Origin of the sequence: Phocaeicola sp. RTP21198st1_B8_RTP21198_201120 (assembly GCF_040929485.1) — a bacterium.
GTDB classification, from domain to species: Bacteria; Bacteroidota; Bacteroidia; order Bacteroidales; family Bacteroidaceae; genus Phocaeicola; species Phocaeicola dorei.
Window position 1 is genome coordinate 7,309 of the sequence record NZ_JBCOCI010000053.1, and the last position, 21,069, is coordinate 28,377.

Below are 21,069 nucleotides of genomic sequence, written 5' to 3' on the forward strand. Positions count from 1 at the left end.
CAAAAGTTTCAGAAACAAATATACTCCCCGCCCTTTGTAATTCCTCAGGATTTCCTTTCAATACTTTGATGCCGAAAGTACGGAAATAGCAAGTATCTACATAAGCGTAATTTACATCTTTCAGCTTATGACCATCCTTGAATACATTTAATGTCTCAAAATTGAAAATGACTGTAGCATTTTCAATCCATTGTGACAAATCACTGCGGAACGCTTCTGCCATCGGAGCAAACAAGCTATCATCATATCCTTCTCCTTTCTCTCCAGTCTTCACATTCTCTCCCCCTCCACGTACCAATACCAATCGGTCGGCCTCAGGGTAACATTTCTCATAATTGAGTTCAAATGCTATTTGTGAAAAAAGCAAAATACCAATAGTCAGACCTAATGAAAGCGATATGACTTTCGTCACGTTGCTTCCACGGCCGTGTAATATCGATTGTATTGCATAATAGATTTGTTTCATAACAACCCTCCTTTCATTAATTATTCTTTAATGTTCGCCACTACGCTACCATCAAACAAATGAATGACACGATGAGCAAATCCGGCATCATGCTGAGAGTGAGTTACCATAACAATACTAGTCCCCTCCTTGTTAAGTTCGGTCAATAGATTCATTACTTCAGCACCGTTCTTTGAGTCCAAATTACCAGTAGGCTCATCGGCGAGGATCAATTTAGGATTAGTAACCACAGCACGGGCAATAGCCACACGCTGTTGTTGACCACCGGAAAGCTGTTGCGGAAAATGCTTGGCACGATGACTCAAGTTCATTCGCTTTAAAATTTCCAGAACACGCTCCTTACGTTCACTGGCCTTGATTCCAAGATAAGTCAACGGTAATTCCACATTTTCAAAAACATTCAGTTCGTCTATCAGATTAAAACTCTGAAACACGAAACCTATCACACCCTTGCGCAAACGGGTACGTTCCTTCTCTTTTAGATTGGCCACCTCTTTTCCTATCAGTTTATAACTACCCTCCGAAGGATTATCCAATAATCCGAGAATGTTCAACAACGTGGATTTTCCACAACCTGATGGTCCCATAATAGCTACAAACTCTCCTTCTTTCACCTCTATGTTTACATGATTCAACGCAATTGTTTCTACTTCTGAAGTACGAAATACCTTACTTAAATTTTCAATCTGTATCATAATAATAAATTTTAATTGTTTGTTCTATTGATCCTTATTCTGATTTAATACTCTTTACTGGATTCTCATTGGCAATGCGCCATGTTTTGGAAATGACACAACTGACAATCAATATCAAGACCACAATAGCTACACATACATAATAAGGAACAAGCGAACCTACAGTCACAGCAAACTGTTCCATCCATAAACCACCTACATACCATGCCCCTAATGTACCTGCGACTACAGCCGGGAAAGAAATCCAAAGAACATCTTGCACCAACATTTCCAATATCGCAAATGACTCAGCTCCATTCACTTTACGAATAGCAATTTCTTTCGAACGTCGCTGTAATTCATCATTAATATAGCCTATCAGTCCCATCAAAGTAATAAACAAGATGGCAATTGCCGCCAATAAAGTCGCATTACGAAATACACGAACGGAATTATAACTATCCGCCATTTTTTGTTCCAAGCTTTCAAAACCGACTGTTTGATTCGGAAAAGCTTCGGCAGCATCACGGTTCAGTTTCTGAAGATTCTCACCAAAGGGTTCCTTCAGACGGAGATAAACAAGATCAGCCAAATCTCTGGGATGATGGTGCAGAACAAATGGTTTCAGCTCTGAGTAGAATCCGTCAATATTAAAATCTTTAATCACACCTACTATTTTGACACGTCCTTCTTCTGTCTGAATACTCTTACCTAAAACATCTTTTCCCCAATGCATTCTCCGCACAAATTCCTCATTGACAGCCACCTCACCGGATTCACGCGGTACACGCCCTTGCTGTATGGCCATTCCCATAAAAGCGACATAATTCTCCTGAGTAAAATCATAGCGACTGGAAAAAAGGCTCGTTCCTTTCTCATCCGGTATCATCTGCCCGCTATATCCATTAGACGGATAGCTAGTTGCTGAGGTCAATGCTTCCACGTATGGAAGCCCTTCATAAAAGTGACGGGCAGCAAGCCGAGCTTCAGCATCCGGTGCATTATTAATACCAATCACTACCCGCTCAGGATTATAACCCGGATCTTTATTAATAACATAATGATACTGGAGCATCACTACACACATCAATCCACATATAAAAGCCACTCCTGCAAATTGGATAAACAATAACGGACGTTTCCATCCTTTTTTACCCTCTGTATAACGCCGGAAAACCTGTGTGACCGGTATCTTTGAAAAAATTCGTCCCGGCAGCACACCACCAATGAGGAATAAGACAGCAGTCACTCCCAAAGGCACCCAAATACGTTCCACCGCAAAAAGGGACTCCAGTTTAGCAGCTGTAGTATCTTCCACAAACTCCCGGAAATTAAACATTAAAAAAACCATCAAAAACAATGAAAGCAAAATAATAATACCTGTTTCCCACATAAACATACCAAAAACAGTACCCGTCCCCGCTCCGCTGCATTTATGAACACCAATACTTTTGGCACGCCGGCTCAATGAAGAAATAGAAATCAACACATAATTCAATGTCGTGATAAACAAAATAGATATACCTAAAATAAGCATAATATTACGCATTCTTTTCACTTCATCATATCCACGGTACGTATCCCGAACAGGTTTTGCCATGACAGTGATTCCAAACTTATCACTTCTGGGAATATGTTGCTGTACTACCATATCAATACGCTTGTTCAATTCATCCAAATCAATATCCTGCTTCAACCGGATATATTCTTTCCAGCTGTCCCCACCGTTCCATGAATAATTTCCTATCCGGCGGCTCCAGATAGAAGGCAAGGAAATGACGGCCTTCGGTCGCATAGTACAATTCTCAGGTAAAGCAGCATACGTTCCTTTGACTGTCAACTCAATTTCCTTATTGAAACTAATTATTTTACCAATCGGGTTCTCACCGCCAAACATTTTATCCGCCAAATCTTTACTCAGGAAAATTACATCTTTTTGCTGCAATTCGCGTACCGGATCACCACTCAAGACCTCAATACCCATTGTCTGAAAAAACAATGAATCAGCAGCAACTTTAAAATCATCAAAACGGACACTTCCGTTGTAAACAGGTGATGATACCGGCCATATCCCCGCACTTGCCGCCGATTCCACAATTTCCGGCATTGCATCCAGTATGCCTCCGGCAGCTGCACCGATAATATATTCACTAGGAGGAAGAGGTTCCCCATTTACTGTCCATATATTCCACAATTGGTATAATTTATCATGATCCTTAAAACAAGTATCAAAACTCTGCTCATACACAACTCTTGAGAAAAGCAGAATACTCATAGTCAGGCCCAAGCCTAACGAGACGACTTTTATTATATTAGAACTTCGTCCATGTATCAAAGCCTGAATGACATAATAAATCTGTTTCATATTTCGTGTTTTTAATCATTATTATTTTGAAAGAGAGAAGTCCCGTTTCACAACGTTACTTCCCATAAAGTGTATAAGAAACTAAAGTTTCTATAATTCGTTCTCTATAATATAAATGCCAAAACCGTGCCACGCAAACAAATAACTGATTAACAACACATTGCAAAATAACAAAAAGAAACAGTCTGTCTAATTATTAGACAATGATGTATGATAATTAGACAGACTATGAAAACAAACAAATAGTTCTACGCTTCAAACTTATTGGAATTTGCCTTATTTTACTATCTTTGCATTATCACCTATATAAAACAAATTATTATGAAACACATTCTTTTGGCAGCCTGTGCGGTTGCCATATTAAGCGGTTGCGGTTCGCAAGGGAAACAGGCAGCCCCTACCGGAAATCCATTCCTTTCGGAGTACACAACTCCCTTCCAGGTTCCTCCTTTCGACCAAATCAAGATGGAACATTACAAACCCGCCTTTTTGCAGGGCATGGAAGAACAACAGAAAGAGATTGACGCTATAGTAAACAACCCCGAACCCGCCACTTTCCAGAATACCATTGCAGCACTGGATCAAAGCGGAACGTTACTTCGTAAAGTCAGCACCGTATTCTACGGACTGAAAAGCGCCAATACCAATGATGAAATGGATGCACTGAGCCGTGAACTCTCTCCACTACAATCAAAACACAGCGATGACATCGCCTTAAATGAAAAACTTTTTGCACGTATCAAAGCTGTCTATGAAAATCCCGGCAATTTGGACAAAGAGCAAAAGAAGTTGTTGGAAGAAACCTATAAAGATTTTGTACGTGGAGGTGCCAACCTGGATGCCGAAAGTCAAAAAAAATTGCGTGAATTAAATAGTGAGATTTCCATGTTGCAGCTCACCTTCGGCCAAAATATGCAGAAGGAAACCAATGCTTTCCAATTGATCGTGGACAAAGAAGAAGACTTAGCCGGATTACCCCAAAACCTGATTGCCAGTGCTGCCGAAACAGCTAAAGAAGCAGGCATGGAAGGCAAATGGATTTTCACCCTGCATAATCCCAGCGTCATGCCTTTCCTGCAATATGCCGATAACCGAGACCTGCGCGAAAAGATATTCAAAGGATACATTAACAGAGGAAATAACGGAAATGAATACGACAACAAGGAAGTGGTACGCAAACTGCTCAAAGCCCGTCTGGAAAAAGCCAAGCTGATGGGATATGAAAACTATGCTTCCTTTGCACTGGAAGAACGTATGGCGAAAACACCGGATGCCGTATATAAATTATTAGACCAGATTTGGACACCTACTCTGTCCAAAGCCAAAGAAGAACTGGCAGATATCAATGCCGAAATAAAGAAAGACGGAAAAACCTTCACAGCCGAAGGTTGGGACTGGCGTTATTATGCAGACCGGGCCAAGAAAGCCAAATTCGACTTGGATGAAAATCAGGTACGTCCTTATCTGAAACTGGAAAACGTACGTAACGGTGTGTTCTATGTTGCCAACAAACTATACGGTATCACTTTCACCCAGCTGGACAATCTTCCCCTCCCTCATCCCGATGCACAGGCATTCGAATGTAAGGACAAAGACGGTTCTCATCTAGGTGTACTCTATATGGACTTCTTTCCGCGTGCCAGCAAGAAAGGTGGCGCATGGTGCGGAAGCTATCGTTCACAGACCTACAAGGACGGCAAGAAAGTGGCTCCTGTAGTAACCGTGGTATGCAACTTTACCAAACCGGCAGCCGGACAACCCGCTTTGCTCAGTGCAGACGAAGCGAATACCTTGTTCCACGAATTCGGACATGCTTTACATAATCTTTTCAAAGATGTACATTATTATGGTGTGGCTAGTGTTCCGCGTGATTTTGTAGAACTGCCGTCACAGATAGATGAGCATTGGGCTTTTGAACCGGAGGTATTGAATGTATATGCCAAACATTATCAGACAGGTGAAGTTATTCCTGCCGGACTGGTTGAAAAAATGGACAAGAGTGGCAAATACGGACAAGGCTTCGCTACGGCTGAATATTTAGCTGCTTCCCTGCTGGATATGGATTATCATGTATTAAAAGAAATTCCCAATGATATGGACGTTATGCAGTTCGAAACAGAAACATTAGGTAAGCGCGGATTGCTGAAACAAATTCCGTCACGCTACCGCACCACTTATTTCAACCATACCATGGGTGGTGGATATACTGCCGGTTACTATAGTTATATTTGGGCGGAAGTGCTGGATTGTGACGCATACGAGGCATACAAGGAAACGGGCGATATTTTCAATCAGGAAGTGGCCGGTAAGTTCCGCAAATATATCCTCACTCCCGGCTGCATTGACGATGCGATGGACATGTATGTCAATTTCCGCGGCAAAGAACCCGGTATTGATCCCTTGTTGAAGAACAGAGGACTAAAATAACCCTCTAACCCAAAATAGAATTCCTCCCCCTGCGAAAGACAAATGATTGTGATTCTTGCAGTGGGAGGATTCTCATTTCGTAGTATGATTGCGGATAGTTCTTTTTATTTTTTGTTCCAAAGCAAGAAATAATCCTCAGAGAAAGCGTACCTTTATGCCTGTCAAATCAAAAATTAAATTATGAATCAACCTATTGCTATGAACACCACAAGAAAACATGTGGTATGGCTGGATGTCGTTCGTTTGGTAGCCATGTTCACCGTAGTTTGCTGCCATAGTGCAGACCCGTTCAACTTTTACCCCGGCGAACCGCCAGCCAACATTGATGAAATCAAATTCTGGGGAGCCGCCTACGGAGCCTTTCTCCGTCCGTGTGTCCCACTGTTTGTCATGATTACAGGAGCATTGCTGCTTCCCGTACGTGGCGAAATATCCGCTTTCTACAAAAAAAGAATCAGCCGTGTATTTTGGCCGTTCCTTATCTGGAGTGTCATTTATAATTTATTTCCTTGGTTTACAGGATTGCTGGGACTTAATCCCGAAATAATTCTTGACTTTTTCCCTTATAGCGGTGAAGAAGCCGCCCGTCAGTCACTCAACGTATCATTGGGTTATATAGCAAAAATGCCTCTCAATTTCTCTTTATTAGACGTACATATGTGGTATATCTATCTGCTTATCGGATTATATCTATACCTTCCTATTTTCTCCGCATGGGTAGAAAAGGCCTCGGAGAAAGCCAAACTATGGTTTCTTGTCGCATGGGGAATAACTGGTTTGTTACCTTATTATTATCAGTTCGTATCCCCATACATTTGGGGAGGCTGTGCGTGGAACTCATTCAATATGCTCTATTATTTTGCCGGATTCAACGGGTACTTGCTATTGGGACACTATCTGCGCAACCACGACTGGTCATGGAGTAAGACACTGTCGGTCTGTATCCCCATGTTTCTGGCAGGTTACATGGTCACATTCTTCGGTTTCCGCCACATGACCGCATTACCACAATGCACTGATGAAATGTTAGAACTGTTCTTCACCTATAATTCTTTGAATGTGATTATGATGACTATCCCTTTCTTCCTCATAGCCAAGAAAGTAAAAGTACGCTCAGAACTGATCCAGCGTATGCTGGCAAACTTGACCGTATGTGGTTTTGGCATCTATATGATACATTATTTTTTCACAGGTCCGGGTGTAGTCCTGATGCGCAATATCGGTGTTCCCGTGCCTTTACAAATTCCCGCTGCCGCAGTCGTGGCATTTGGCGTATCGTGGCTGCTTGTGGTATTCATTCGTAAAATAAGCGGCAAGAATGCTAAATACATTGTAGGATAATAAAAACAGGACATACAAATATCGTTATATAAGAATAGCCAGAACTACTCTTTCCAAGTGATTCCGGCTATTCTTATAATGCTTCATCCACTAGAAATCAAGTCAGTTATTTGAGATGTAATTTAAAGAATATACCTCCGCTAAAATATTTACCGTCATTCAGTTCAGCAATAAGATTGATATGGTCTTTCCATATTGAATAAGTTCCACCCACATTCACAGTATAAGTTGCTGTATGCAGATCTTCCGCATGTCCGGGACACACTTCCACCATCAGATTAAATCCATTCAGAGCTTTCTGCCAGAAACCTTCGCCCTTCATGCCAAAATGAAAGTTTACCCCTGCAGCAGGACGGCTATAATGCACATCACTCATAGCTTTACCGATAACCCAAGCTACATGCACCCCCACTGTACCTATTCCACTAAATTCAACATGTTTCGTTGCCGCCAGATAATAACGTGTCAAGTAATTGTGGTTTCCGCTACCACCGCCCCCCCAATCTATGTCTCCACCTCCATTTGAAGAATGGCTTCCCGGATCATTCGCACCAATCACTACCTGAGGCGTCCAAGCCTTCCACCAGCCTTCTTTCCATGCCCTCAACCGGAAATGAAACGATCTGTCCTGATTGGTAAACCTGCCCCAAGTTTGCTGAGGCCAATAAGAAGAACCATGTATCCCCTTTACCAACGTACAAGTATATGCTACTTCCAGCCAAGGAAACAGAGTACAATTTATATAATAGTTATAGGTATAGGGATGATATTCACTTCTCACCCAATATCGGGAAAGTATATTTACATCCAGCATATTTCCTCCCAGCATAACGGTTTTATCTTTCTGCATAACGGCAGTAGGTGCATGAAGTAGTCCTGTAGTACCATAAAAAGCCTGCCCTTTGATAACATTCATTCCTCCAAAGAGTCCCCCCAGAAATATTAGAGTTCTTAATTTCACTATTCTATGAATTTTAATTTATATTTGCAGCATGAAAACAGATGTATTAAAAATACTCGGAAAAATTATTCCTACTGCTATCTTCGTCCTGTTGTTGCCATTCTCCATTATTTACATGGCAATAAGCAAAGTCTGCTCTTTCATCCGAAAATTCTTTCCCCGATAAAGCGTACCGGAAACAAGAATGCAGCTTGCAGATATCTTGTACGTGTATGTTTCTCCTTATACATTCTATAAACGAAACGCAAATTCATCTTATCAACCCAGTCCGGATAATAGTGCATCCTATTCATTGCCGTTTGGTGAACAAAGCCACCACACGTAAAGCCGATGCCTTGGTAACCCATCTTTTTTACCTTAAGCAGAAACTTTTCCTGCATCAAGGCCCCCATACCTACTATCAGAAAATCCGGATTTAATTCGACTATATGAGAAGCTTCCTTATTCATTTCAGCATCCGAAGAGAAATATCCGTTCCTGAACCCTGCAATGCGTAACTTCGGATACTGCTCTTGAAATATCCTCACAGAACACTCCACTTGTTCTTGACCCGAGGCTACGATATAGAGCGTTTTACGGCTTTCCATGAGGTAATTCAACAATTCGGGAGCAAGGGAGGTCATATCAAAACTACGTCTGGTCACTCGCTTTCCGTATACTAATCTTATGGCAGAAACCAGTAAAGAGCCATCGGCAAAAATACCATCGAATTGTTCAAATAGGGATTTGTTTTCTAAAGCTATGAGGTAAGATACGGGGTTGAGAAAGGTGTAAATTCTGTTTTTCGTTTCGAAAAGTTCGGGAGACGTCCATTTCTCTGTTTGCAAAATGTGATTGACTAAGAGGGATGTCATATTTTATACTACAAGTTTTTGTAAATTTTCATGAGGTTTTCCGCCTCCGTTTCTATATTATAACCCGCTTTAGTGATAAGTTCAGTATTTCTTTCGCAACGTTCTTGACGAGACAATTCGTATTTAACATTACCGAGATATTCCGCCCAATAGTCAGCACCTTTACTTAAAGGTAATTGAATTACATCTTCACCTATGTTTACCATTTTAGTTACAGCATCCGAAATAATGCATGGTAGACCTGATGCCTGTGCTTCTACCACAGATAATGGCATACCTTCATAAATAGAAGGAAAAAGAAAAATATCTATTGCTTGTAACACATCTGAGATATCAGAACGCAATCCAGCCAATATTACACAATCATTGACTTTATTTTTATCTATTGCCGCTTCTACAAGATGGCGCAGTTCACCATCACCAATTAGCAATAATTTTGACTTTGGCTGTAAAGCATGATATTTGGCAAACACTTCAATAAGAAAGGAGTGATTTTTTGCTTCCATGAATATACCGATATGGCCTACCACATATTCATCATCTTTAAAACCAAAGACACACCGCATTGTCTTTCTTTTATCTACATTGAATATAAAAGGTTCCACTTTGATAGCATTACGCAAAATAGTAAATTGTGTTTCACCATAAAGCCATTCACCAGCTTCAATAGAACAAGCTATAGCCTGAGTGAACGAACGCCTATATCCAGGCAACAATAATTTATTTAAAATTTTATGTTGGCAACAACTAGAATGATTATGTATAATTCTTGCCTTTATACCTAACCATTTTGCAATTTGTAATTCCAAAACAGCTGTAGCACTGTTTCCATGTATATGAACAATGTCATAACTTCCTTTATACATTATGCGACATAATGCCATTATATAACGAAATAATTGCTTCTGCCGATGTGGCAAATGAATGATTCCACACCCTAGAGACTTGAATTTATCTATAACATCATTGTTTTCTTGTACCGTTACCACTATATCAATTTTATAATCACTGCTTCGCTGTAAGACTGAAATATAATTGAATATATGAGTAGTTATGCCACCTAGATCCAAACCATTTAAATTCTCAACAAGTATTCTTGTCATTTTAGTTTCTGTTTTTCAATATTTTATAAAGTTTAAAGTATGGAAAAGGAATTTTAAGCAAGCATTTTAAAAAACCTATTTTCCATTTACTAGACAATAAATCATTTTTTAAACATCGAGGATTAAACACATAATAAATAAACGACTTACTAGAAACTAATGAAAAAGTCTCTCCCTCATCAAAAAATCTAACTTTTGCCAACATCTCTAAATCCTTTCGAGAAGGAGATAATCCCACTGCTTTTAAATTCGCAAACAACACATCCGGAGTGAAAGGAATATATTTTACAAACTCTATTGCTTCTATATCATTAATGAAATCTAGAGCTGCTGACTGAATTTTTTCTACAATATAATACTCCTCTTGTAATTCGCCATTCATTTGATATTCATAATCATATCTCTCTGCCACAAGCCATTCATTTTTGTCACGAATATAGTTTTTTACAGATCCTTTTTGCTCTAAAAACAATGTTTCATAAAGTCCAACAAACGGACTTCGTTTATCCACACTGTTTACATTATTATAAAAATCGAACAAATATCCATGTAATGATAGTTTTCCATCATTCATATTTCGTTTATAATAATCAGCTACCCCTGTATAATAACCTAAAATTTCATTTTCTATACCTATTATTCCCAGTGACTTTTGAAGAAATCTCTGCATACCACCTGACCACCCTATATCCACAACTGCAAAACGTCCTTCAACGTGCATTTGCTTCATATATTCACACATTAAGACAAATTCTTTTTTTGAGTTTAAAATAATCTCATTCTGCAACTCATTATATAAAAGCATTAATCTATTTTCTTCCAATATGGTATTTCTATAGAAATAAGAATTTAAATCATATCCATATTTTCTAACTAAAGCTATATGATCAATAATATTTAATCCAACTCCATCAAATATTGACTTCAATGATATCCTTTTGGAAGGTGACAGCATGGTCAATAAATTAATAAATGATGGATCATTCCACAAAATGGGTACTCGCAAACTCCTTCTCGATACTTCTAGATAATAACTTTTCAGCCTCTCATCTTTGTTAACAATATCGAATGCTTTTTTCATGATAAGCCCATCACGAGCAAAAAAATAAATCTTATTAAGATCTTCTTTTTTAAAATTTTTAATTAGCCAATGAATATATCCCCATAATAAAGGGCCCAAACATCTATAGCCCAAATATTTAAAATAATCCTCTTTTGTTTGACACATATAATCAATGACATTATTTAATAGGGATAAATAGCTTGTATTATCTACTTTTGACTTTGTAAGAGTTATCATAGTTGTATGTATACCCATTATCTTTGGTCTAATAAAATCAGACTTTAGTGTGTCTCCAATATGAACTAATTGACAAGGTTTTAGATTTTCTTTATCTAAGATATAACGAAACAAAGCCCCTGTTCTTTTAGTTCTTTTTATAGATGAAGAAAGATAAAGTTTTTCATAACCTGTAATGCCACAATGACTTAAAATATCCTTTATTATATCTTCAGGAAGATACATATCTGATGTTATTATTACTTTTTTTCCATTCTTAAGGCATTCATTAAAAAGACTGACAATAGATTTATTGGGAATACAAACTTCGTACTCCGTCTTCAATTCTAGGTTTTTCAATTCTTCATTTATAGCTGGACTAAATTCTATAAAATTATAAATTTCATCGATTGAAACTTCTTCTATTATTTTTTTTCTAGCCTTAAGTTCGGCATTTATCCTCAATTCCTTAAAACCTCTTATTTTCTCATTACTGGTACCATGTAAACTGTTATACCTCAATTCAACTATATCAAACACATCTGTAGGCAAGGAAACATATCTTTTTACTAACGTATCAAATATGTCAAAAGATACACAATCATGTTTTAATATATATTTCAATTTATGATCCATATATAAGCCTCAATTGATTAGAGACCCTAATAAATAGGGAAATCTCGCTGATTAATATTTGGGGTTCTGACTAAGATTTAACAGATTTAAACAGCATCTTTAATAATAAAATGCATTTATATTTCAATAAAAAAAATACTATTCTATGCTTTAAATCCATTCGTTGATAAGGATAATTAGACAATAATTCTTGATATAGTTTTTCTTCTAATATTCTTTTGATCTTCTGATCTGTTTCACCAGCTAACACCATACGCATTACAGTATTACGAAGAAGAAAAAATACCGAGCGAAGATAATGCAAATAATATTTCTCTTCAGAGTAAATTTTTGCCAATCGCTCTTTTATTATCCGAGATAAATTTACCATTTTATGGTATTTGGCATCATCATAAGTATGAGAAAGCGAATATGGATTTACAACATAATAGTGCAAACAATCAGGCAGATAACATACACTCCTTACATGTGAAAGAAAATCAATATCAAAAATAATATCCTCGCTCACAAATTCACGTTCAGACACAAACTGTACTCTATGCTCCATAAAAATGCTATGACGATATATAGCATGCCACACCGACATCATATAGCGAACATCATGATGATATTCAGGCAATGGAGCTATCATATCAAGCAAAAAATCATCAACAGCTTCACGCCCTCTGAAGACAACCTCCTCCTCTACATCTTTTCGAGGATAAATATGCTTTTTATCTTTATAAATATTGCAATTACAATAAACAACATCAATATCCTTGGCCTTTGCTTTTAAATATAACTGTTCATACATATTCACATCTACAAAATCATCGGAATCCAGAAATGCTATATATTCACCAGTAGCTATCTCCAACCCCGAATTACGGGCAAAGCCAAGACCTTCATTAATTTTATGAATCACCTTGATAATCGGCCAATGCAAATTATCTGACGCTGATTCATAATTATCACATAATGCAGGACTATTATCCGGTGAACCGTCATCCACTAGAATAATTTCTAATTCTTTCAGCGTTTGCCCAAGAAGCGATTGCATGCAACGATCAAGATATTTCTCCACATTATAAACAGGGACTATTATACTAACTTTCGGCTGTTTCATTCATTTTTTGATTTACATATTGAATAAAATCATCATAAGACGAAAATTTCGCCTTATGAGTAGATAACCAATCACCATAAGCTATACTTAACTGAGACCGAACAGGCACACCTTGACGTTCATATTCCTCTACATTTGAGGCATCTACAAAATAGATGAATTCTTCATATAATTCATGAGGCAAAGGATCTCGACCAAAATTCTTTTGAAAAGCCTTAACATGTTCCACAGCTTCCTGCAATCCTTTGACTTTCCGTTTTTGATAATATTCATCTAATGAACACACTACACGACAAGGAGCTCCTACCGCTACACTATTGGCAGGGATATCATGTGTTACAACACTGCCAGCACCTATAACACAGTTATCACCAATAGTAACACCACGTAATACAATGACATTTGTGCCAATATAAATATTCGAACCTATTTCCACTCTTCCTGAAGAATTCACAAAATCATGATATTTATTCCTAAAAACAAAGCTAGCCCAATCATGCGTCAATATCTGGAAATATGTATTCATATCAACATTACTACCAATGGAAACCAAGGCTGGCCTTGAAACATCGATTCTCGTAGTCAGCGGATCTCTAAAAATGCAACCATCACCAATTCTTATACCCAGTGAACGCAGATGAGCAATGTACGATCTGCTGTTTCGGCGATGCCAAATATCTAATATATGCGCTGTTATAGATGATAATTTTATCATATATTGAATTGTACAATGAATATTTAATATAAAAACCTATTAATATGTTACTTAGAGCATTTGAACATTACCTATAAATTATACACGAATTTTTATCCATTCATTTGGCAAAGCTTCTAATTTTGAAAAATCAGTATTCACCCATCGGTCTGGAGTTATAATTATTTTTGCTGTCCTATTTAAATAAGCTGCCCAACATGAAAAGGTACTATTTGCCAAAATCATATTTTTAGCATGAGCCATCAGGTACATATCAAAGAAGCTGCGATCATCTCTATTATGTGATATGATTATTTTATTTCTTATATCAGCAAATTCTGTTTCCACATATAAACAATCATCAGAGAAAAAGAAAAAAAACGGCTCTTCCACCTCTTGTTCCATGAATTTAATTGCTTCCCGATAATATTTCGATGTACATATACCACCATAAATATGTATTAAATCTGTTTTCAAATAATCGCCACGACGAATATGCACTGAGATTGAATTACAGGTCTCCATTTTTTTAAGAAATTCCATGTTTTCCTTTCCTATAGGAAGTTCCGAGCGAAATTCAAAAATATTTATTTGTTTTATAATAGAATAATCTTGCCAATCTCCCCATTGAAAAAAATGTTTCATAGATTGAGGATAAACCCTATTACAAAATAACAATCTATAGCCATGATTATATAAAAAGCGATTCACACGATATAGAAGAATGCCCAATTTATTATATAAATAAGAAGTTGGAGGTAATTCTATATCAAACCATTTATCAATCTCTATCCCATTATGTGCCTTTAAACTATCAGGATATATTCCCAAAATTCTTTCTGAAGGATATTTCTTCTTCAAATATCTATAATAACTATACTGGAAAAGTTGGTTACCTAATCCTCCACCAAAAACAAAAAATTTCATTTCAATACTTCCATTTGTTCACCTATGAGTAGATGATATAACTATATTACACCACTTTAATTCAGAATCTCGACTCCAATAGTCCATTCTTAAAAAGATAACAACAAAAGTCATCAGAATATTTATATTTTCATCAATCGGAGCAGATAGAGATAAAAAAACAAAATATATAACAGGAAAAAGCACAGCAGTTTTCTGACATTTATAAATCAAAAAACAACATACTAATACAAGAAAAATAAACATTAAGCCACCCATTATTCCATAATCTATCAATAAAGAAAACCAAATACTTTCAGCACCTAATATTTCATAATTATTCTGTGTGGCAACATTCCACAAATATGAGCTCCCATTTCCCCATAATTCATTTTGCTCAAAAGCCCATAAAATAGATCCCCATTGCTCTAGTCTCATACCACTGCTACTACCTACGTCCATTTTGTTAGCAAATAAAGTAGAATAAATAAGAGTAAAATAGAATTTCCAAAAAAACAAACATGATACTAAAAACACACCTACTATTCTATAAAAAACTTTATACCTAAAAATATTTACACTCAATAAATAAGGCAGTATACCAATAAGAATGGCAACATACCCAGCCCTAGTCCCTGTAAGAATAGTGCATAATGGAAGGAAATATAATAGCTTTGTTACTTTATTTTTATTCAATGGATAATTATAATACCGACTACAAAAAAAGTAAAGATAAAAACACATACAACAATATAAAGCAAAAGGCTGATAATAAGAAAATATAGAATTACTTCGTTTAAAACCATATCTTTCCGCACCTTGGGCTATATATCCATGTACATCAAATAAGCTCAGCAATACGTCCTGAATAATATTCTTATTAAAAAGAACTTCTATAATAGAATAAACACAGGCAAATAACATACATCCACTAAGAAGTTGCAAACAATATATCATATATTTTCTAGAATCCAATGAATACCATAAAAACACGGGTAAAATGAAAAAGAAATATATGTTAGCAAAGGTCAGCATGTTATCAGGAGGATATAATGCCAAATAATTAGAAATTAAATAGCTGATTGAAGTTAAGACTGAAATAAGAATTAACGATATGGGATATTTTCCTTTTTTTGATCTATATATAACTAATCTTCTTTTTCTGCATTTCCGATAAACAAAAATACAAATAGCCACAACAGATGTCGGATAAATCAGGCGAAGACTAGTATTCCACAGAGTTAAATATATGAATATCTGCAAAATAACAACTATTTGTATGATACCTTTTTTCACATCTTTAAGAAGAACGAAACAAAAGTAGATGAATAGAAGAACAGATGGCATCTTTTATTATTTATTGTCTATTAGGAACATAGAATAGGCCTTTTTTTTCTCTTTTACAGGATTGAATCTATACAAGGGAATTGACAGCACAAAAAAAATTGCAAAAAGAATATCCCTATTATTTAAAGCTAATCGGAAACAACTCCAAAGTGCAGTATTATATCTTCTTATTTTACCATAGCACAAATATTGGTAAATTCTATACCTACTAGTAAATAGACTATACATTTTATCAAATGTTAGTTTAGATGTAGATATGTTTCCTTCCCGTGTATAATAAACATATATTTTATTTTTAATAACTTTTATATTAGTTGATCTATATCCAACTCTTACAGAAAATAAAGCATCATTTCCCTTTTCAATTTCCTCAAATTCTACATCCTCACAAATAAGTTCCTTTTTTATCATTTTATTCCATGGAGCCCATAAATAATACCGTATATTATTTATCATGTCTTTATGTCCTTCTAGATAAGATTTTATTTGTATAGAGATAATGTTATCACAATGTTCCATGGTCTTTTCTATGATATGATCACAGGCAAAATAAATTATATCATAATTACTATTCACATATTTATCCAAAACGTTCATTAAATCTGTTGTATAATGATCATCTGCATCAGGAAACAAAAACCATTTTCCCTTTGCATAAGTCAATCCTATATTCCTGGCATATCCCGCTCCCTTCCCTTCTTTTGTAAAATAAACCTCAACACATTTTTCATTTAAGCCTGGAAAACACTCAAAATTCACGATCTTAGGATCACTATTATCATCAACTATAATTATTTGGATATCATCACGTTTGGGAATTGAATCAATACATCGTTGAAGAAGATGTGGTACATTCCTATGAGGTATTATAAAAGAATAATTAATTTCTATTTCCATACGCACTAATACAAACTAAATATTTTTTTGTTTATTTTTTCTCCGCTTTGATTCTAAAATGGTCACTAACTTTTGGTTTACCACATATCTTTCTGTTGATGAAAGACCGCATAAATAGGCAAGAGAAAATAAAATAAGTTCTAATATAAAACTTGAAAGAACAGCTGTAAAAAAACTATCCTGTTCCATCTTTTTATGTAAGATATAAGCTATACAATAGGTGATAAACACAATAAGTATATTTTTGCTGAAAATATGTGTCACATAGTATCTAATTTCATAGATGGGCAAGATTCTACTTATTAAAACTATCCGAATAAGTACCCCCAATAATGTAACAAATAATGATGCATAGAGAACTGAATATGGCGGATATCCAATTGATAACAATAAATAAGCTATCGGTAATTCTGTCAGCATAACAATACAAATTATTACTTGAAACCATTTGATTCTTCCCGTGGCTTGCATGGCTGTTGTTAATGGACTAGATATAGCATACAAAAGATTGCATACAATCGTTAATATCAGAAAAATATCCGTATATTGTGGAACTTCTACCAACCATAAATTTAATATATAGGTAATATTAATCATTATAGGCAGGGAAATGACAGCTAACAAATAAAATGAAAATCTACAACCTGCATATACTAACTCTTTAGATCTGTATAAGTCTCCTACTGCATACGATTTTGTTATTTGTGGATTCATCGCCATCATAAAATTAGCAGAAAAACTATTTATTAGCGAACCTACCTGAACTGATATTCCGCGTGCAGCATTAACAACTGTACCAAAAAATAGATTCAAGAGAATATTAGATAATTGATCTTTAAAAGAAAATCCTAAATTCCCAACCAAACTCCAACCAGCAAAGGCAAACATTTCCCTAAATTGTTCAATATTAAAGCTAAAAGTATAATGACACTCCTCAAAATGCCTTTTACAATAAAAGCAATATAAGGAACGTAAAAGCAATGCAACGCAAAATACCAAAATTGAATATACAATCAATTTATCATAAGATATAAATAACAGCAAATAGGCTATTGCTAACTTCAAACTAACTTCGAAGATACTAATATATGCAAATGCGCTCATTTTTTCGTGTGCCACAATAGAAGCATTATAAGGAACACTGATTACATTCACAGCAAATACGAATATAGATAATTGGAGTGTCCAATTGGCAGCCATCATTCTATCTGATGGAATATTCAGTTTGGTATTGAGGAACCAAACTCCTATTACTTCCGATAAAACAACAATAATAAACGCAATAGCTATGTGTATAGTTAAAGTCGTACAAAAAACATCTTTAAGTTTATGTAAATTTCCCTTTCCTAACTCATATGAAATAAAACGTTGTGAAGTTGCAATCATAGCCGAATTTAAGAAAGCAAATATTGTAACAATACCACCAACAAGATTGTATATGCCATAATCCTCTATTCCCAAACTTTCAAGTACAATACGACTTGTAAACAAACCTATTCCCATACTGAAAAGCATACGAAAATAAAGTAATAGAGTATTTTTAGCTATTCTTTTATTATTTTGCTGAGATAAAGCAGACATTTTCAATTATAAAAAAGCACATTAAAATATTATGTCTATAATAGACAAGTCCCGTAATATGTATCCTGATTCTATTAATATACTCAAATCACTTGAAAGATATATATCTTCCACCTGTAACATTACTAAGCTTACAGCCCACACATTAGTAATGTGTCACCCCACACATTACTAATCTTCCGGCACGCACATTACTAACCTTTCAAACGTCCTGTTCTTTTCCGAAAAGAACAAGGTCTTTAAAAAAAAGAACAAGAGCTTTTAAAAATTTGACCTGTTGTTTTTTCCATAACGGTATCTACATGCCGAAACGCCTTACTTTTCCTTCAAATCTTTCAGCCACTCCGCAAACACCCTGCCTGTCGGCATTCCGGCTGAAGGATATGCATTGTGAAATGTTTCAGCCGGAAAATATCCTTCAGAAAAACGATTCCCCAAAAATCGGAAGAATATCAGCTCGGCTGAAACATTCCAACCCCAGCTGAAGGATTCCTGAACCCAATCCTTCAGCCGGAATGCCCACGGGTAGGGCGTTTGCGAGCAGGCTGAAGCTTTTGAAGGATTTTTCAGGGTATTCCCTATAGAGCATGACGGATGACCATATTCCATTGAAAAAAAGTAAGATATCTGCGTAAAAAAAGTAAGATATGTTCCCAAGCAAAGTAACACCACTTACTTGGTCCACGAAGTCCGCATACTTTTCTTTACAACAAAACAGACCTCACAGCCGTCTCATGCCAGTGACGATAATCCCCCATCAGCAAAGAATGCTCCGACCACACTTTCCGGTAAATTCCATCGTGCAAAATGATGTACTCACGGAAATAGCTCTCTGCCTCATCGGCAGGAACGGAAGCCATCACCACATATTCCACACAATCCGGGACACAAAACAAAGTCAGTTCATTTTCAGAAAACAAGCCGCTCAACCTACAGGCGGAACGCTCAAAGGCCGCCCAATACGCACCAATGTCATACAGATGAATGAATTTATCATTATTCTTTTCCCTGGCTAAGATTTCCTTATGCTGATTCTGAATCAGCTGCTGGAGCCGGATGCCTGACGGCATAAATGTGGTTCTACACATTATTATATATAAGATTTATATAATCAGATCGTTTACTTTCCCATTAATCAGGGAATAACAATGTTTAACGTAGCAAATGAAATTATTTCTTCTTCGGCTCTTCTATCACTTCTATTAAGTCCGGCGAAATAGTCGCCATGGCCATAGCTATCACCCCTTGCAGACTGATAACCACACGACGGTCTCTAGCACCTTTTACCTTTACAAACACCCCCTCGTAGCCCTCGAAGTCACCACCTGTGATACGGACTTTCGTACCGCGCCGTAAGTTCACCTCGTCGGGACTGAAAAAAATAAGATGCTCGTCATACGTTCCAGCCACAGCGATAAACTGCCTCATCTGATCATCGGGCACAATGATTTTCTGCCCGTTGCGGATATCAATCATATATTGAAAATACGGAAGTTTAAACTTCACCTTCTGAAGTTCGGACTGGACGGCATGAACAAATATCAGATCACTGATAACGGGAACCAGCTCACGCCTCTTGCGCCCGTTCCTTATACGAACTTCGTAACGCATGGGGATGAAATTGTTGATTCCTTCTTTATCCAACAAAGCCTTGATCTGCATCCCCCGGCGATAAGTGGCACGCATGGCAAACCATTGCATTTTTTCACTTGAGAACATAGTTATGGAGCTTTGAATTACAGATAGATATCTGTAATTCAATCAATTACGAGAAGCTTCGTAAAATACAAGAGGAATCGGCCTCTTGTGATTAAGCTGACCGGAGAAAAGCTATTTCAACAAATGGAGGATGGGAATCCGCACAATGTAGATGCAGCCTGTCGGGTCAACCAATGACCTTCCGCAGATTCCCGAACCGGACGGTTCTTATGTGTTAAATCAGAATTGTAATACCTATATATAAAAAAAGCGCGGGAATCTGTACCTGTTACTCGTCCCGCCCTACAAGGCCTTCGCATTGCCCAATCCAGTCTGAACGAGCAACGCAGAAGCCCACGCCGATATGTATAATGACACTTGAATGCACCTTTGACCGGCAAAGGCGCACCAAGGATATAAACATACCCCGCAGACACCTACTGTTGCTTTGTTTTGGCTGGATTTTAGAATTTGCGAAGTTCTGTAGAGCCAAGAACAAAACGTCAAGTAAACGTCTTTTCTATATATGTATATTTCCCACCTCCCTAACTTCCTTGCGGAAGTACCGGCGTGGAAAACGTGGCAAAGATAGCAATTTAATAAATAGGACGAAAATATATTCCGCTATTTTTAGTGATGTCTCTTTAAATGTCAACTGATGTCGGAACTGAAAAACGGAAAGCTGGTGCAATAACAATATGGCATTATTTATCTTCTGGTCATTTTATTCTTCAA

The 21,069-nt window shown here is 36.7% G+C and carries 17 protein-coding genes and 1 pseudogene; 2 read left to right on the top strand and 16 right to left on the bottom strand.

The window, feature by feature from the left end:
• The 3 genes and pseudogenes from AB5935_RS16525 to AB5935_RS16535 all read right to left on the bottom strand — a co-directional run.
• A pseudogene (locus tag AB5935_RS16525) lies at positions 1-466 on the bottom strand (ABC transporter permease); the annotation flags it as partial.
• Positions 467-486: 20 nt separating this feature from the next.
• On the bottom strand, positions 487-1,161 hold the full coding sequence (locus AB5935_RS16530; RefSeq protein WP_007835169.1) for an ABC transporter ATP-binding protein: 675 nt from the start codon (positions 1,159-1,161) through the stop codon (positions 487-489).
• Between the two features lie 34 nt (positions 1,162-1,195).
• Complete coding sequence (locus AB5935_RS16535; RefSeq protein WP_007835167.1) at positions 1,196-3,505, bottom strand: ABC transporter permease; 2,310 nt, start codon at positions 3,503-3,505, stop codon at positions 1,196-1,198.
• 321 nt (positions 3,506-3,826) lie between these two features.
• On the opposite strand from AB5935_RS16535, the gene AB5935_RS16540 reads away from it, so the two are divergent.
• A complete protein-coding gene (locus tag AB5935_RS16540) occupies positions 3,827-5,932 on the top strand; it encodes a M3 family metallopeptidase (RefSeq protein ID WP_038609739.1) in 2,106 nt (701 codons plus the stop codon).
• Positions 5,933-6,112: 180 nt separating this feature from the next.
• Positions 6,113-7,273 (top strand): acyltransferase, encoded by a 1,161-nt coding sequence (locus AB5935_RS16545; RefSeq protein ID WP_007849250.1) that lies wholly within the window; start codon positions 6,113-6,115, stop codon positions 7,271-7,273.
• A gap of 106 nt (positions 7,274-7,379) precedes the next feature.
• Here the strand turns inward: AB5935_RS16545 and AB5935_RS16550 are convergent, their stop codons facing one another.
• The 13 genes from AB5935_RS16550 to AB5935_RS16610 form a co-directional block, all read right to left on the bottom strand.
• Positions 7,380-8,189: a YjbH domain-containing protein gene (locus AB5935_RS16550; RefSeq protein ID WP_050553491.1), complete on the bottom strand. Its 810-nt coding sequence runs from the start codon at positions 8,187-8,189 to the stop codon at positions 7,380-7,382.
• Positions 8,190-8,374: 185 nt separating this feature from the next.
• Positions 8,375-9,088, bottom strand: a complete 714-nt coding sequence (locus AB5935_RS16555) for a WecB/TagA/CpsF family glycosyltransferase (RefSeq protein ID WP_007835160.1) — start codon at positions 9,086-9,088, stop codon at positions 8,375-8,377.
• A gap of 8 nt (positions 9,089-9,096) precedes the next feature.
• Entirely contained in the window at positions 9,097-10,191 is a 1,095-nt protein-coding gene (locus AB5935_RS16560; protein WP_007835159.1) for a glycosyltransferase, read from the bottom strand.
• 1 nt (position 10,192) lies between these two features.
• Positions 10,193-12,106, bottom strand: coding sequence for an HAD family hydrolase (locus AB5935_RS16565; protein ID WP_368327493.1), 1,914 nt, complete (start codon positions 12,104-12,106; stop codon positions 10,193-10,195).
• A gap of 70 nt (positions 12,107-12,176) precedes the next feature.
• Positions 12,177-13,211, bottom strand: a complete 1,035-nt coding sequence (locus AB5935_RS16570; RefSeq protein WP_038609746.1) for a glycosyltransferase — start codon at positions 13,209-13,211, stop codon at positions 12,177-12,179.
• The gene (locus AB5935_RS16575) at positions 13,192-13,926 is read right to left on the bottom strand and encodes an acyltransferase (RefSeq protein ID WP_007835154.1); all 735 of its coding nucleotides are present in this window, start codon (positions 13,924-13,926) and stop codon (positions 13,192-13,194) included. Before AB5935_RS16575 ends, AB5935_RS16570 begins: the two co-directional genes overlap by 20 nt.
• 78 nt (positions 13,927-14,004) lie before the next feature.
• A complete protein-coding gene (locus AB5935_RS16580; RefSeq protein ID WP_007835151.1) occupies positions 14,005-14,832 on the bottom strand; it encodes an alpha-1,2-fucosyltransferase in 828 nt (275 codons plus the stop codon).
• Positions 14,833-14,850: 18 nt separating this feature from the next.
• Positions 14,851-16,107: an O-antigen ligase family protein gene (locus AB5935_RS16585; RefSeq protein WP_227191494.1), complete on the bottom strand. Its 1,257-nt coding sequence runs from the start codon at positions 16,105-16,107 to the stop codon at positions 14,851-14,853.
• Positions 16,108-16,164: 57 nt separating this feature from the next.
• Complete coding sequence (locus AB5935_RS16590; RefSeq protein WP_007835148.1) at positions 16,165-17,055, bottom strand: glycosyltransferase family 2 protein; 891 nt, start codon at positions 17,053-17,055, stop codon at positions 16,165-16,167.
• Positions 17,056-17,070: 15 nt separating this feature from the next.
• The gene (locus AB5935_RS16595) at positions 17,071-18,636 is read right to left on the bottom strand and encodes a lipopolysaccharide biosynthesis protein (protein ID WP_007835146.1); all 1,566 of its coding nucleotides are present in this window, start codon (positions 18,634-18,636) and stop codon (positions 17,071-17,073) included.
• Between the two features lie 315 nt (positions 18,637-18,951).
• Complete coding sequence (locus tag AB5935_RS16600; protein WP_153868468.1) at positions 18,952-19,245, bottom strand: hypothetical protein; 294 nt, start codon at positions 19,243-19,245, stop codon at positions 18,952-18,954.
• Positions 19,246-19,340: 95 nt separating this feature from the next.
• On the bottom strand, positions 19,341-19,724 hold the full coding sequence (locus AB5935_RS16605; protein WP_008654669.1) for a hypothetical protein: 384 nt from the start codon (positions 19,722-19,724) through the stop codon (positions 19,341-19,343).
• An 82-nt stretch (positions 19,725-19,806) separates the two neighbouring features.
• Positions 19,807-20,355: a UpxY family transcription antiterminator gene (locus AB5935_RS16610; protein WP_038606845.1), complete on the bottom strand. Its 549-nt coding sequence runs from the start codon at positions 20,353-20,355 to the stop codon at positions 19,807-19,809.
• Positions 20,356-21,069 lie beyond the last annotated feature (714 nt).